Consider the following 14,562-nt stretch of genomic DNA (forward strand, 5'->3'; position numbering starts at 1 on the left):
CCCATGGGAACTTCCCTGGGGGAGCCGCCCTCCTTGCGGCTTATTGTGTTTGGCCCCAGGCTCTTTCAGGCGAAATTGGCCGTACTGACCGCCGTCTGGCGCAGGTTCGAGGTCCGCCGGTTCTGCAGCATCACCAGCCGTTCCATGAAGGCCAGATCCTTCTCTTCGATCGTGAAGGCCGCTTCCACCCAATCCTCCGTGATTTCCATCAATTCGGCGCGCGAGAGTTGCAGCACGCGCTGGCGAGCCCGCAGCATTGCCCGGATGCCGTTCATTTTGGGCTTGAGCGTGTCGATGAAGGTACGGGTCGCCATATAGGCTTCGCCCGGCTCGAACAGTTGATCGACCAGACCTTTGCCGTAATGCCATTCGGCCGTATGCGATTCTCCGACGCCGATCAGTTCCTCCGCGAGCCGCATGCCGACTTTGCGCGCCACCAGTGAGTAGCCGCCCATGCCCGGGAACAGATTGAACGCGATCTCCGGGAAGCCCATGCGCGCGTCAGTCTGCGCGAGCAGGAAATGATGCGCGAGCGCGGCCTCGAAGCCCCCACCGAGTGCCGTGCCCTCCACCATCGCGATCGAAATCGCCCCCGTGTCGAACCCCCGCGACGCCGCATGCACGCAATCGACACACGCTCGCGCATACGCCATCAGTGCCTGACGCTTGCCGGTGCGGATCGCGTCCGCGAAGAAGTCCAGATCGCCGCCGACGTTGTACATGGTCGGAATCAACGAGCCGGTGACCCAGAAGTCGATCGGCAATCCCGAGTCCCGTGCCGCCTGCGCGAGTTCCAGAATGTCATGCACCAGGTCGAGATTGAAACAGGGACGCGGCTGCGCCCGCAACATCATCCACATGATGTTGCGGCCTTCTTCGTAGTAAGCGGAAATTTGCGAAAGATTGCCGGCCTCGAGGAACGGACGGCAGGCGTGGTGGTTATGGAGATTCATTTTGAACGGTCCTTTTAAGGTTAAACACTGGTATTGCAATGCGAGCCTAAAGCAGACCGGAATCGGATGGGAGCGGGGTAACCAACAGATGAATGCAAGCCGCGAGCAAAGCCCCGCCAGACGGTGCTCTGCGGGAGGGTAAGGGTTGGGTGGCGGGTTCCGTGAACGCAAACGCTTGCGCACCGATGATGGGCGAAAATGACCCACAAATAGGCGCACGCCGGCTGTCAATTTACCTACGGTCAGGGATTGAATTTCTTGCCGGAGCGGAAAGATAAAGAAATAGTCTTCGATTAGAAAATGCAATCGAAAATATGACTGGCGAGTGCGTGTTTTTTGGTTTGTGCGCTAACAGACTGAGTATCTGTTTCGCATATTTAAACGCATGCGGCCGCGAGCACCGCGCAATCCACGAAGTATCTATCGTGGATGCGCGGACCGGCGGCTGTCTTCTTGCGCTCTCATCCGGTTGATGATGGCGCGGGTCGTACCAGGCGTGATGCCTGGCAATGCTCAAGGCGCGGCTGCAATGACCTCGGCGACCGCGGCCGTGAGCTTCTTGCCGTAAGGCACGTGCAGGAATTCATTCGGTCCGTGCGCGTTCGACTTCGGTCCGAGCACGCCGCACACCATGAACTGCGACTTCGGGAATCCCGCCTTCAGCACGTTCATGAGCGGAATGGTGCCGCCCTGCCCCATGTAGGCGACATCGGCGCCGTAGTGCTGGCGCGACGCGTCGTTGAGCGCCGTGGCAAGCCACGGGGCGAGATCGGGCGCGCTCCAGCCGCTCGCCGCGCCTGCGTCCGGCTTGAACGTCACCTTGGCGTTGTAGGGCGGATCGAGTTCGAGCAGCGCCTTCAGTTCGGCGACGGCCTTCTCCGCCTCGATCAGCGGCGGCAGGCGCAGCGACAGCTTGAACGCCGTGCGCGGACGCAGCACGTTGCCGGCATCGGCAAGCGCAGGCAGGCCCGCCGCGCCGGTCACGGATAGCGACGGACGCCACGTCGAATTGAGCAAGGCCTCTTGCGGATTGGTTGTGGTGGGGAGCACCTGACGGCCGTCCTGACCGCACGCCCACGGCAGCTTCTTCCAGACGTCGTCGCCGAGAATCTGCGCGGTGACTTCCGCCTCCCGCAGACGGTCCGCCGGAATCTCGACATGGAAGCCCTTCGGCAGCAGGGTGCCGTTAGCGGAGTCTTCCAGACGGTCGAACAGTTGCCGCATGATGCGGAAGCTCGATGGCGCGATCCCGCCGTAACCGCCCGAGTGAATCCCTTCGTCGAGCACCTGCACTTCGAGGTCGCCGGCAACCAGTCCGCGCAACGACGTGGTGAGCCACAGCTGATCGTAATTACCCGCGCCCGAATCCAGACACACCACGAGCCCGACCTTGCCGAGCCGCTCGCGCAACGCGTCCACATACGGCAGCAGATCGTAGCTACCGGACTCCTCGCAGGTTTCAATGAGACCGACGCAGCGCGGACGCTCGACGCCTTGCGCGTCCAGCGCCGCGAGCGCGGTGATGCTTGCGTAGATCGCATAGCCGTCGTCGGCGCCGCCGCGGCCGTAGAGTTTGTCGTTCTCGAGTTTGGGTGTCCACGGTCCGAGGTCGTTACGCCAGCCGTCGAACTCGGGCTGCTTGTCGAGGTGGCCATACAGCACGATGGTTTCTTCGCTGCCGGAACGGGTGGCCGGCGTTTCGAAGAAGATCACCGGCGTGCGGCCGGCCAAGCGGATCACTTCGAGCTTCAGGCCGCGCACGGCCTGCTGTTCGGCCCATTGCGCGGCGTCGGTGATCACGCGCTCCAGATAGCCGTGCTTGACCCAGTCGGGATCGAACGCCGGACTCTTGGCCGGCACCGCGATGTAGTCCGTCAATGCGGGCACGATCTCGTCGTTCCACTTGCGGTCCACGAATTCACGTAGCGTGTCCGGGTTGATGCGTTGAGTTTGTTGGGTCGTGTCGTCGGAGATCATGATGGCGGTCCGTGGCAGGTCTGTTCAGTCGAAACGATCATGATAGTCCTGATGCGGGATCGGCTGAACCCCTCGCCCTTTCGCGCGTGAAGCAAGGCGATTGTCGCGGCCTTACGCGAACCATGCAATCGCGCGACAATCGGGCATACGTCGCATGTGGGGAGGCTGTCCATGAGTGGCAATCTCGTCGTCCAGACCATCGCCGCGGTGCTGGCGTTGGCGCTCTACTTTTTGCCTGCCGTGCTGGCGGACCGGCGCAAGCGCCACGACGTGCTGACGCTGGCGCTCTTCAACGCATGCCTCGGCTGGACTGTGTTCGGCTGGCTGCTTGCGCTGTATTGGTCATTGCAACCGAACCCGCCGAAGAACATCGCAGGCGAGGTGGTGGAGACGCGCAAACTCGTGAGGATGCGAGCTTTTTCGTCCGCGCTGCTGGTGCGCGTGCAACGGCGCAGCATGCGGGACCGCTCTGAGAACTAGATCAGGCGAGGCTGGGCAAGGTGGAAAAGGTCGGCCGAAGCTCCGGCCGACCCGGCCGCGTGATTGGCCAACACGTCAGGTAAAACATCAGACAGCGCGTCAGGCGGCGCGGCCCACGCGGCTCCACAGAACGGAGCCGGCGGGAATGGAGCGCGGCTCTGCGCGCACGCTCGCGGGTGCAAACATCTCACGGCGCAGTTCGCCGTGTTCGTCGAACCACTCGCAGATCAGCCAGTTGCCCGGATTGAGCGCTACTGGCCCTGCGTATGTCACCGTCATGCGCGAGCCCCCTTCCTTCAACGTGACGACGTCGCCGACATTGAACTGGGCGGCTGGCGGTGTCTGGAATGCGTCAATGGTGGCGGTTAGCATATTTACCCCCTACGGAACCGTTGAGCGACATTAAATCGTTGCGCCGGATTTCTCGACATTAGGCCTGCTGAAGTAAAACTCTAAAAAGTTTGCCAAGATTAACAATCGAAATTAATCACTGCAAGCGCTTTTTATTGATACCGTTTTCATCGGGAGTGGAATGGCTTCCACTATCGCCCGCCCGTGCGTAAAACCGGGAAAACCCTTCAATGCGCCGCCTGGCCGCCCGTTCATGCGGCACTGCACGATCGCAACTGTTACTGCGGCGTAACGGCTCGGGCAGCAGAAAATGCCCGGACCTTTTGTCATATCTAATGCAGTGGCCAACAATATTCAGGGTTTATTCTGATCCAGCGCAAACGGAATTACCTGTGAACGAGTCAGTTACCGGTAAATGCGGGATGCTTAAAATAGTCGTTGTTTAAAAAATTACCTAATAAATTCTGGCAGCCTCTGTTGAAAACGGTTTCAGCCGCCGGATTTTCAAATCCGCTACGCCACGCGCCGCAGCGCGAGCTGCTGATGCCGCACCAACAACACGCTCAATCCGATGCACGCGAACATCAGCGATGCGTTGATCGCCAGGCTGATCTGGAACGCATGCGCATAGGCGCCCGGCGCCGCGCGGCCACCAAGCGCGCCGAAGAACGCGCCGCTGATGGCCGCCGTCCCGAACGCCGAGCCGATCTGCAACGTCGACGAGACCACGCCAGAAGCCAGTCCGGCTTTCTCCGGCACGACTTCCAGCAACACGATGCGCATGATCGACGGCAGCAGCAAGCCATGACCGACACCCGCGCACACCAGCCCGCAATAGAACAGCAAATCCGGCGTGGCCGACTGGGTGGCGGACCATCCCGTGACCGTGAAGCCGAGCGTCATCATCGAAAAACCGAGAGTCAGCACATGGCCGCCAATGCGTTTGACCACGGCCGGCGAAGTCAGCGGCCCGACCACGAACCCGATCGCAAACGGCATGATCGCGATGCCCGACGCGAGCGGCGTCCAGTGCAAACCGGTTTGCAGGAAAATCCCGTAGGTCAGGAAGAACGCGCTGTTGCAGTAGAACAGGAACGCGAGCACGAGCCCTAGCGCGAAGGCCCGGTTACGGAACAACTGCAGATCCACCAACGGATGGCCACCGCCGCGCTCGACGCGCCGCTCGGTCAGCACGAAGACTGCAAACGCGGGCACGGCAAGCGCGAACATCACGAAGGTCCACGCCGGCCAGCCCGCTTCGCGGCCGTGCGTCATCGGGTAAATGATCAGCAGCAGCACGGCGGAGAGCAGCGCTACGCCCTTCACGTCGATGCCGGTGCGCGTGGCCGGCTGGTTCTCCGGCACGAACTTCCAGGTGCCGATAAACGCCGCGATGCCGATCGGGATGTTGATCAGAAAGATGATGCGCCAGTCGAGTCCGAACGGGTGATACGTGATCAACGCGCCGCCACCCAACTGGCCGACGATCGACGACAGCCCGAACACGAAACCGTACAGGCTCATCACCTTGGTCTGCTGATGCAGCGGCACGACCGCGCGAATGGTCGCGAGCACTTGCGGCGCCATCACGGCGGCGGCGACGCCTTGGACGATCCGCGAAATCACCAGCATATGCCCGCTGGTCGCGAAGCCGCACAACGCCGAAGCGACCACGAACGCTGCCATGCCCGTCATGAACATGCGGCGCCGGCCGAACAGGTCGCCGAGCCGCCCGCCCGTGATCAACAGCACCGCGTACGCCGACGCGTAGGCGGAGACGACGAGCTGCAATTGCGCGTCGCTGGCGTTCAGGCCGGTGCGAATCGAGGGCAACGCGAGATTGACGATGAAATAATCGAGCGGCGCGAGGAAGGCGCCGACGAACAGCACGGCAAGCGCCAGCCCCTGCCGTTCGAAACGCGGCTCTGCCTTGCCGGCCGATGCCGCCACGCTCGCGGCCACGGTGCCCGGACAGGTCACCGCAGCGGCTGCCGTACCGCCGGATCCGGCCAATGCCGCAGGAGCGGACTTGATGGCTTCGCTATTCATGACTGACCGTTCAAAAAATAGGTAAAAAAATTTAGACGAGCGCGCGCATGGCGACGTCCACTATGCCTGTCAGCGCGTCTTCCTGATGAGCGACCCGCCCGAGCACGCGCAGACCTTGCATCACGCAGAGCAGGAAATCGCCGACGGCTTTTTCGTCGAGCGTGGAGTTGAATGCGCCGCTCGCCTGACCGCGAATCACCGACGCCGCCAGCAGCGTCGCCATGCGGCGCTGAATCGCGGCGACGCGCACGCGCAACTCCTCGTCGCCCGGCTGCATTTCCAGCGTGGTGTTGGTGATGAAGCAGCTGCGCTCGCCGGTCAGCGCGCTCGCGACCCGCGCGTAGTGCAGCAAGGCGTTGCGCAGCGCCTCTTCCGGCGGCACCGGCGCGTTGAGCCGCTCGGCGAGCCGCGCGACCGAACCTTCCGCGTAGTGATCCAGCGCGGCCAGCATGATGCCGTGCTTGTCGCCGAACACGCCGTACAGACTGCCGCGCAACAGGCCGGTGGCCTTGCACAGATCGTCGATCGAGGTGGCGTGGTAGCCGTGATTCCAGAACACCTGACTCGCGCTCGCCAGGACCGTGTCCGTGTCGAACTCGCGCGGCCGGCCCCGAGGACAGACCTCGCCCGCTTTTTTCGCGGACTGCTTTGCGGATTTTTTCGGATCGCCAGTTAGCTTCATGCAGCGGATATTATGACCAACCGTTCAAGAAAGCAAGACGAGTTTCCGTAGGTGCGTACGAGCCAGCGCCGGTTCAAACAAAAAGCCGGCGCCGGGTTTGACCCGAGCGCCGGCTTCATCGCTTGAACGGTTGGGGAAAGGCGCGATCTCAGGTTTCGAGTTTCGCGTCCATCGTGATCGTGGCGTTCAGGACTTTGGACACCGGACAACCGGCTTTGGCGTTGGCCGTTGCCTTCTCAAAGGCGGCTTTATCGCCGCCCGGGATTTTCACGGCCACGTCGAGATGAACCGCGGTGATCGCAAAACCGCCGCCGTCCTTGTCGAGCGTAACGGTTGCCGTGGTGCCGATGCGCTCAGGCGTGATGCCGGCCTTGCCGAGTTCAGCGGACAGCGCCATCGAGAAACATCCCGCATGCGCAGCCGCAATCAGTTCCTCCGGATTCGTGCCGATGCCGTCCGCGAAACGGGTCGAAAACGAGTATTGGGTCTCCTTGAGGACGCCGCTATCGGTGGAAATCGAGCCCTTGCCGTCTTGCAGGCCGCCTTGCCAGACTGCTGATGCCTTGCGCTTCATCGCTCTCTCCTGTTTGTGCCCTGCTTCGCGCGCTCCACGACCGAATCTGATGCCTGCCGCACGGGTCCCGCCCGGATGTTCTGCGGTTTCGGCATCGGTCGCGAGTGCCGCGCGGCGCTGCAGGCGCGGACGGAACCGAACCTCATCATAGGCGCTTCCGTGTGCCACTGTCGTGACGATGCCGGCAATGGCTCAAAACGGAAGCCGCCCACCAACTATTTCAAAAACTGTAACAATATTTCTTCCGGGGGCCGCTTTTTCACCGACCTTGCAAGAATTAGACTGGTTTCAACGGATCGGCACACGGCATTCAACCGATCTCATCAACAATCGAATCTTGGAGGTCATCATGAAATCGCTTATTTCCGCAGTGGTCATCGCATCCGCGCTCGTTGTTCCGGCTGTTTCCTTCGCCCAGCAGGCGGATGGTCTGACCCGCGCACAAGTGCGCGCTGAACTGGTGACGGCGCAAAAAGCGGGCCTCCTGAATCAGAACGACGTCAACTATCCGAAGACCGTGCCGCAAAGCGGTACGGCAGTGGCTACGGTTGCGAGAGGTTCGCACGACGTCGGCGGCGTGAAGGCGGTGTCGTCGGATGCAGGCACGCGTGATTCCTTGCAGCAAGGTCTGTTCGCGACGTATCGCGGCCAGTAAGCGGTAAGCCGCGCGGTGCAGCCGCTGGCGGTGGTGTCAGCGTGTGGCAGGTGACAAGCGTGGTTGCAGTCAAGAAGCGCCCCGGTTGCAAAGTTTGCAGGCGGGGCGCTTTGTTTTGTGCAAGCCTCTCCCGGGGCTACTCGGCGAACGGCAAACTTTCCTGCCCCACCGCGCGCATGCCGAACACGTTCAGCGTCATCGCCACCAATGCGTAGTAGCCGAGCAGGCCCACCAGGTTGATCACCACTTGATGCCCGAAACGCTCGACCGCCTTCGCATAGGTCGCGTCGCAAACGCGCTTCGTGTCGTACAGTTCGCTCGCGAAGTCGTGAATCAACGCGTCGTCGGGCTGGGCGAAATCCGGGCGCCGGCCCTTGCGAATCGCCTCGGCGTCCGTTGCGGACACGCCCGCCTCCAGCGCGATCGGATAGTGGATGTACCACTCCGCCTGCGCTTGCCAGCGCGCCGCGGTCACCAGAATCGCCAGCTCCGAGAGGCGCAGCGGCAAACCGGTCCGGTAGCGGCAGAACGCGCCCAGACGCTGAGCCTGCTGGGCCAGCTCCGGGCTATGAATCCAGCCAAGAAACGGTCCGTTCAGATTGCCGCGCGGGCCCGACAGAATTTCGTCGAGCACCGCTTTCTGTTCGGGCGTGGCATCGGACGGGTCGAAGTGAGGCAAACGCTCGGTCATCATCGTTCTCGCAAGTCGTAGTGGTGTCGAAGGTCTCAGACAGCGGCCAGCGCGCCGCTAATGGCATCGGTAAGGCGGCCGACGATTTCGTCGATGTCGCGCGCGGTGCAGATAAACGGCGGCGCCAGCAGCACATGATCGCCGATCTTGCCGTCGACCGTGCCGCCCATCGGATACACCATCAGACCGCGCGCAAAGGCTTCGCGCCGGATTGCCGCGTGCAGCTTCAGGCCGGCGTCGAACGGCGTTTTGCTGGCGCGGTCCTTGACCAGTTCCACGCCGACGAACAGCCCTCGTCCGCGCACGTCGCCGATATGCGGATGCTGCGCGTACTGCTCGCGCAACCGGCCGCGCAACTGTTCGCCGCGCGCCAGCACGTTGGGCAGCAGCTTGTCCTCCTCGATCACACGTTGCACTTCGAGCGCCGCGGCGCAAGCGGTGGCATGACCGATGTAGGTATGGCCATGCTGAAAGAACCCCGAGCCGCCGACGATCGTCTGGTAAATCCGGTCGCTCACGAGCGTCGCGCCGATCGGCTGATAGCCCGCGCCGAGCCCTTTGGCGATGGTTAGAATGTCGGGCGCCACGCCGTCTTCTTCACAGGCGTACAGATAACCGGTGCGGCCCATGCCGGACATGATCTCGTCGAGAATCAGCAGCACGCCGTAGCGATCGCACACCGCGCGAATCTTGCGGAAATATTCGCGCACCGGTGGCACGGCGCCGGCCGTCGCGCCAACTACCGTTTCCGCGACGAAGGCGGCGACCGTGTCCGCGCCCAACGCCAGAATCTTCTGCTCGAGTTCGTCCGCGAGACGTTGCGCGAAGGCCTCTTCGGTTTCGTCGGCGCGTTGCTCGCGATATGCGTAACACGGACTCACGTGATGCGCTTCGATCAGAATCGGCAGGAACGGCTCACGGCGCCAAGCATTGCCGCCAATCGCCAGCGCGCCCAACGTATTGCCGTGATAGCTCTGCCGACGCGCGATGAAATGGCGCCGCTGCAGTTCACCCCTCTCCACGAAATACTGACGCGCGAGTTTCAGCGCCGCCTCGATCGCCTCCGAACCGCCCGACACGAAGTACACATGTTCGAGCCCTTGCGGCGCGCTTGCCACCAGGCGGTCGGCGAGCGCTTCGGCAGGCTCGGTGGTGAAGAACGACGTGTGCGCATACGGCAATTGCTGCGACTGCCGCTTGATCGCATCGATCACGCGCTGGTTGCTGTGACCGAGACACGACACGGCGGCGCCGCCGGATGCGTCGATATAGCGCTTGCCCGTGGAATCGATAATCTCGATCCCCTCGCCCGCGACGGCGACCGGCAGCGACTGCTTCGGAGAACGATGAAACACGGTGGACATGGTTTTCGGTTTCCTGTTGGTTGCGGCAGCCGGTTAAGCGCCGGCCCGTCCGCACGTCGTGCGGGCGATGAAGCTGTCGAACGCGCACTGCCCTTGCCGGAAAACTTTCATCGACACACCCGCACTGCCGATTTCGAAGAGCGCGGTGGCGAGCGTGTTTTCCCCGTCGGGATCGTGCGGGCCGTCACGATAGATCGGCAGGCCAGAGGGCGCGCGATCGTGCAATACGTCGAGCAATGCGGCCGGTTGTAACGGGCGTGTGATCGTAGGCAACAACGCATCCACGCGCAGCTGACGTTCGCGCGAAGAATCCGTCACGATCTGCGCTTCGGCGTCGCAACCCGCATGAATCATGTGGTTTGCATGGCCATAAAGACTCGGCACTATCTGGACGGAACAGCGCCGCGCGCTGGCTTCGACGCTCACAAGGCGCGCATCTCCCGCGCAGCCGAGCGTGTGATGAAAGCCGCTCGCGGCCGGCGTGTCGCGCAGCAGGTCGAGCGCTTCGTCGAGCGAGGTGGAATCGAGCACCGCTCGCGCAAGAATCATTCGCGGCACGCCGGCAACGGGGACGCGGATGCGAAGATTGTTGATCGCCTGCACGACACCGGCACGGCTCACGGCGAAGGTGTGTCCCGGCAGCGATCCAGGGTAGTAGAAACTCACGAAGCCCGGCTTGCCGACTGGACGAACCTCGACCAGCGCGCAACGCTCGCGCAGAAACGGATCGCCGTCTTCGTTGTGCGCGATGAAGCGCGTCTCGCCAACGCGCGCCGCCAACGTGGTGCAACCGTCTGGCGCGTTGTGAATCAGTTCGCCGCGGCAGTTCCAGAGGAACACGTCTTCCGCCGACCAACCCAGCCCGGCCGCCATGCCTTCCAACTCCGCGAGTAACGCCGGGAAATGGGCGCGCGCCGCTTCGCGCAGTGCCTGCACGAACGGAGCGCCGCGCCAGCGCCGAACTGCCTGCCATGCGCCACTCCGATCCATGTAGTCGGCGAACACCGGCCGCGCGAGTTCGCCCAGCCGGTAGCCGATGTCATACGGCTCGCCGCTCACCTGAAAAAGATCCAATCCCCGCGTCGACGCCACCATTCGCATCCATTCAACAATCGGTACGTATTTATACTTCTAAACAACAATTGTTGTCAAACAGATCGGCACCGATCCGAATGGAGCGATTCTGCTGCGCGCAAAATCTCAACTCGATTCAGACGGAAATGGTCATGGCACGTACGCGCCTTTCGCGTGCAACGACTGCTCGGCGATGGCAAGTTGCTCGACCGCGCCGGCTCCCTCGAGCGCGAGCAGATGCGCGACCAGCGATTCGGCGATCGCGGTCGCTGCCACCAGCGAAGGAAAAAACGAAGGACTTTCGTGCGAGAAGATCAGCACCTTGTCGGCGTTCAAGGCGATGGGAGACACCGCGCTATCGGTAATGGCGATCAGCTTGCTGCCCTTTTCCAGCGCGGCTTCGGCGACGCGCGCGGCTTCCACCGAATAAGGCGCGAAACTGATCACGATGGTCGCGCTATCGCGCTCGACCGTGCGCAACTGCATTTCCAGCGTGCCGGCCTCGCCGTTGAGCAAGGACACCGAGGAACGGAACAGCCGGTATCCGTAGACGAGACCGAACGCTACCGCATAACACGAGCGGAAACCGGCCACATGCACGTGCGGCGCGCGCCGCAGCAGGCGCGCCGCTTCCACGATCACGCGGCCATTGTGCGCGGCGGTGACTTCGAGGTTGTGTTGTTGCGCGACCAGCAGGTCGCCCGCCAGCGCGTCTTTCGATTTGACGAGCGAACGCGCGCGGCTCGTGAGCGGTTCGGGCCGCGTGCGCACGCGTGCGACGAACAGGTTGCGCAGTTCGTTCCAGCCGGGGAAACCGAGTTGCTGCGACAGACGCACCAGTGAGGCCGGTTGCACCTGCGCCCTTTCGGCCACTTTGCGCATGGACGAGACCGCGACCTCGTCGGGATGGTCGAGCAGGAAACCCGCTCCCATCTGGAACTGCGGACTCAGTTCGGAGAAGCGCGCCCGGATCAGGGCGGCAAGCTGGTCGAAACTGTCTGGCATGCGGATGTACCGGGCGAGCGGTCGATGAGGATGACAACAAATGTTACCACCCGGCACATGGCGGTCAACGAGAGTTGATGGCGCTCAACTCACGCCCAACCCACGCTGAACCCACGCCGAACCCACACTCAAAGCAACGCCACCACCCGCACGTCACCCTGCTCCGCTGACGCCACCACCTTCTCGCCAATCCGGCGGAACGTGATCGACACCGAAGCATCGCCTACCCGCATGTCGCTCACTTCGAGCCAGTCGATGCCTTCGGGCAGCATCGGCTGTTCGATCAGCACTTCGCGCCGCTCTGCGTCGATGGTGATACCGAGACACGCTTCGAGCATCATGAACGGCGAACCCGCCGCCCACGCTTGCGGCAGACAGGCGACCGGATAGGCGGTGGGCGGCTCGCCGCGCCGCCGTGGGAAGCCGCAGAAAAGCTCAGGCAAACGCATGTCGAAGTTGACCGCGGCCTGGAACAGCGCCTGCAGCAGCCGTACCGCCGCCGCCTTGCCGCCGTAGCGCGACAGGCCGCGCGCGCACAGCGCGTTGTCGTGCGGCCAGACCGAGCCGTTGTGATACGCCATGGGATTGAAGCGCGCCTGGCTCGCCGCCAGCGTGCGCACGCCCCAGCCGGTGTGGAACAACGTGGAGTCGAGCGCGCGCACCACCGACTCACCGCGCTGCCGCGACGGCAACCCGAAGGCCAGCAGGTGGCCGGCATTCGAGGCCATGACACGGCACAGCTCACCGTGGCCATCGAGCGCAATGCCGTAGAAACCGGCCTCTTCCATCCAGTACTTCTCTTCGACGCACTGACGGATCTTCTTCGCCCGCTCGCCGTAACGCTCCGCCGCATCGTGCAGTCCGCGCGCCTTCGCGAAGCGCGCCATGACGTCGAAGGCGGCGCTCGCATACGCCTGCACCTCGACGAGCGCGATCGGGCCGTCGGGGAAACGGCCGTCGGCGTGAAAAACAGAATCGTGGCTGTCCTTCCAGCCTTGATTCGCCAGACCGCCATCCGACTCGCGCTGATAATCCAGCAGGCCGTAACGGTTCTTGTCGCACACGCCCGCGACCCACTGCGCCGCGCGCTCGAGCGCCGGCCACAATTCGTCGATCAACGCGACGTCGCCGGTGCGCGCCGCATAGGCGCCGGCCAGCACGATGAACAACGGCGTGGTGTCGACGCCCCCGTAGTAGAGCGCGAACGGCACTTCACCGGTGGCGGCCATTTCGCCTTTGCGCATCTCATGCATGATCTTGCCGGGCGCGGCGTCGCGAAACGGCGAGTTCTCACGCGCCTGATGTTCGGCGAGAAATCGCAATACGCCGGCAGCCAACTGCGGCTGCAACCAGAGCGTCTGCAGCGACGTAATGACCGCGTCGCGGCCGAACGGCGTCGAGAACCATGGAATGCCCGCGTACGGATACGGGCCGGTCACGAGGTCCGTGGTCAGCAGGCCGAGATCGGCGAGCGAGCGGTCGATCCATGCATTGAAAAGCGGATTGCTCGAACGCACGCGTGCGGTGGCGCGGCGGCGCTCACGCATGACGAGGTGGGCGTCGACGAGCGCGGCGCGCACGGCAGCGCGGCCGACGCGCGGACGCTCGGCGTCGATTTGCGACAGGTGCGCTTCGCTCAACGCATGGGTGGGCTGCGAGACGCCCGCGCCCGGATTGTCCGCGCGCGCGACCACCTGCACCGCCACCGACAGATAAATCGACACGCACGCCTGCGCCGGCAGCTTGACGGTGTAGTCCGCACGGTCGGCGAAAAGTTTGTCCGGCTCCGGCGAAAAGGCGATCTGCACGTTGCGCGCCACGTCGTCGAGGCCCACGTAGCCGAGCAGCACTTCGCGATTTTCGACGCGCGCCGGTTCGACACGGCCCTGCTTGTCGCGCTTCAGGCCGCGCACTTCGAACATGTCGCGGAAGTCGCTGGCGAATGAGATCGAGAGCGGCACCACGGCGTCGCTCGTGCCGTAGTTGGTGAGTTCGATGGCTTCGTTAAGCACGGTGCCCGACAGCACGCGCACGCGCTCGACGTGGATCACGCCTTCGGGCGTGCTGTCGCCGCCGAGCGGCGGCAGCGGACGGTTGGTCAGATGCGCGGTGAACGAGGTGTTGTCGCTGCTGACGCTGCCCGATAGCAGCGACGGCGCGCGTCCGCCGAAAGTGAGGCGCAGTTGCGAGAGAACACGGGTGTCGTTGACGAACAGGCCGTCGTCATGGCCGGTGATATCGCCGAGCGGATCGTTGACGATGAAGGTGTCGCCCGACTTCAGCACGTGCTGGGTCGCGCTCGCGACGTTGAGGTTTTCCGTGGGGATGAATACGCCGTCCGGCTCGGGCTCGCGGTGGTCGATTCCGCCCGAAAGACCGCCGAGGGCTTCTGGCTGCTGCATCAGTGTCACTCCTATGGGTTCGCTTCTGCGTTCAGTGTCACATTCGGTTGCCACGGGCGCTGCCCGGTCGCTTCCGATTGTAGAGGGTCTGTCCGCGTCAGACGAACTTATCACATGGGAGTTTCAGTTTTTTCAGTGGCACAGGACGTGCAGAGGAAATGGCGCGGCGCTCCTCGTGGGAGCGCCGCGCGAGCGTCAGGCGGGTGGCCGCCGCGACGCTTTAGCGCTTGGCCAGCGGCGTGGCTTCGCGGTTCGTCTCGCCCACGAAGAGCTGACGCGGACGGCCGATCTTCTGTTCAGGATCG

General features: G+C 63.3%; 13 protein-coding genes. 2 read left to right on the forward strand and 11 right to left on the reverse strand.

The window, feature by feature from the left end:
• Nucleotides 1-65: 65 nt before the first annotated feature.
• Entirely contained in the window at nucleotides 66-953 is an 888-nt protein-coding gene (locus P0D68_RS16475) for a crotonase/enoyl-CoA hydratase family protein (protein ID WP_091807999.1), read from the reverse strand.
• Between the two features lie 513 nt (nucleotides 954-1,466).
• Entirely contained in the window at nucleotides 1,467-2,930 is a 1,464-nt protein-coding gene (locus P0D68_RS16480) for a M20 family metallopeptidase (protein WP_408297522.1), read from the reverse strand.
• A 171-nt stretch (nucleotides 2,931-3,101) separates the two neighbouring features.
• Between P0D68_RS16480 and P0D68_RS16485 the strand changes: the two genes are divergently transcribed.
• Nucleotides 3,102-3,410 carry a superinfection immunity protein gene (locus P0D68_RS16485; protein ID WP_091807994.1) on the forward strand — a complete coding sequence of 103 codons (309 nt, stop codon included), beginning with the start codon at nucleotides 3,102-3,104 and terminating at the stop codon, nucleotides 3,408-3,410.
• A 99-nt stretch (nucleotides 3,411-3,509) separates the two neighbouring features.
• Here the strand turns inward: P0D68_RS16485 and P0D68_RS16490 are convergent, their stop codons facing one another.
• The 4 genes from P0D68_RS16490 to P0D68_RS16505 form a co-directional block, all read right to left on the reverse strand.
• Entirely contained in the window at nucleotides 3,510-3,782 is a 273-nt protein-coding gene (locus P0D68_RS16490) for a YodC family protein (protein ID WP_091807992.1), read from the reverse strand.
• A gap of 492 nt (nucleotides 3,783-4,274) precedes the next feature.
• Nucleotides 4,275-5,810, reverse strand: coding sequence for an MFS transporter (locus tag P0D68_RS16495; protein WP_408297520.1), 1,536 nt, complete (start codon nucleotides 5,808-5,810; stop codon nucleotides 4,275-4,277).
• A 31-nt stretch (nucleotides 5,811-5,841) separates the two neighbouring features.
• On the reverse strand, nucleotides 5,842-6,492 hold the full coding sequence (locus P0D68_RS16500) for a TetR/AcrR family transcriptional regulator (RefSeq protein ID WP_408297518.1): 651 nt from the start codon (nucleotides 6,490-6,492) through the stop codon (nucleotides 5,842-5,844).
• A gap of 148 nt (nucleotides 6,493-6,640) precedes the next feature.
• Nucleotides 6,641-7,066 (reverse strand): OsmC family protein, encoded by a 426-nt coding sequence (locus tag P0D68_RS16505; protein ID WP_408297516.1) that lies wholly within the window; start codon nucleotides 7,064-7,066, stop codon nucleotides 6,641-6,643.
• A 349-nt stretch (nucleotides 7,067-7,415) separates the two neighbouring features.
• On the opposite strand from P0D68_RS16505, the gene P0D68_RS16510 reads away from it, so the two are divergent.
• Nucleotides 7,416-7,721 carry a DUF4148 domain-containing protein gene (locus tag P0D68_RS16510; RefSeq protein ID WP_408297514.1) on the forward strand — a complete coding sequence of 102 codons (306 nt, stop codon included), beginning with the start codon at nucleotides 7,416-7,418 and terminating at the stop codon, nucleotides 7,719-7,721.
• A 136-nt stretch (nucleotides 7,722-7,857) separates the two neighbouring features.
• Here the strand turns inward: P0D68_RS16510 and P0D68_RS16515 are convergent, their stop codons facing one another.
• From P0D68_RS16515 to P0D68_RS16535, 5 genes are all read right to left on the reverse strand, one after another.
• Nucleotides 7,858-8,412, reverse strand: coding sequence for a carboxymuconolactone decarboxylase family protein (locus P0D68_RS16515; RefSeq protein WP_408297890.1), 555 nt, complete (start codon nucleotides 8,410-8,412; stop codon nucleotides 7,858-7,860).
• Nucleotides 8,413-8,447: 35 nt separating this feature from the next.
• A complete protein-coding gene (locus P0D68_RS16520; RefSeq protein ID WP_408297512.1) occupies nucleotides 8,448-9,776 on the reverse strand; it encodes an aspartate aminotransferase family protein in 1,329 nt (442 codons plus the stop codon).
• 33 nt (nucleotides 9,777-9,809) lie between these two features.
• On the reverse strand, nucleotides 9,810-10,871 hold the full coding sequence (locus P0D68_RS16525; protein WP_408297510.1) for a C45 family autoproteolytic acyltransferase/hydrolase: 1,062 nt from the start codon (nucleotides 10,869-10,871) through the stop codon (nucleotides 9,810-9,812).
• 129 nt (nucleotides 10,872-11,000) lie between these two features.
• Nucleotides 11,001-11,855 carry a MurR/RpiR family transcriptional regulator gene (locus P0D68_RS16530; RefSeq protein ID WP_091807979.1) on the reverse strand — a complete coding sequence of 285 codons (855 nt, stop codon included), beginning with the start codon at nucleotides 11,853-11,855 and terminating at the stop codon, nucleotides 11,001-11,003.
• 128 nt (nucleotides 11,856-11,983) lie between these two features.
• Nucleotides 11,984-14,257 carry an amylo-alpha-1,6-glucosidase gene (locus tag P0D68_RS16535; RefSeq protein WP_091807977.1) on the reverse strand — a complete coding sequence of 758 codons (2,274 nt, stop codon included), beginning with the start codon at nucleotides 14,255-14,257 and terminating at the stop codon, nucleotides 11,984-11,986.
• Nucleotides 14,258-14,562 lie beyond the last annotated feature (305 nt).

Source organism: Paraburkholderia sp. RL17-380-BIE-A (genome assembly GCF_046028085.1).
Classification (GTDB): domain Bacteria; phylum Pseudomonadota; class Gammaproteobacteria; order Burkholderiales; family Burkholderiaceae; genus Paraburkholderia.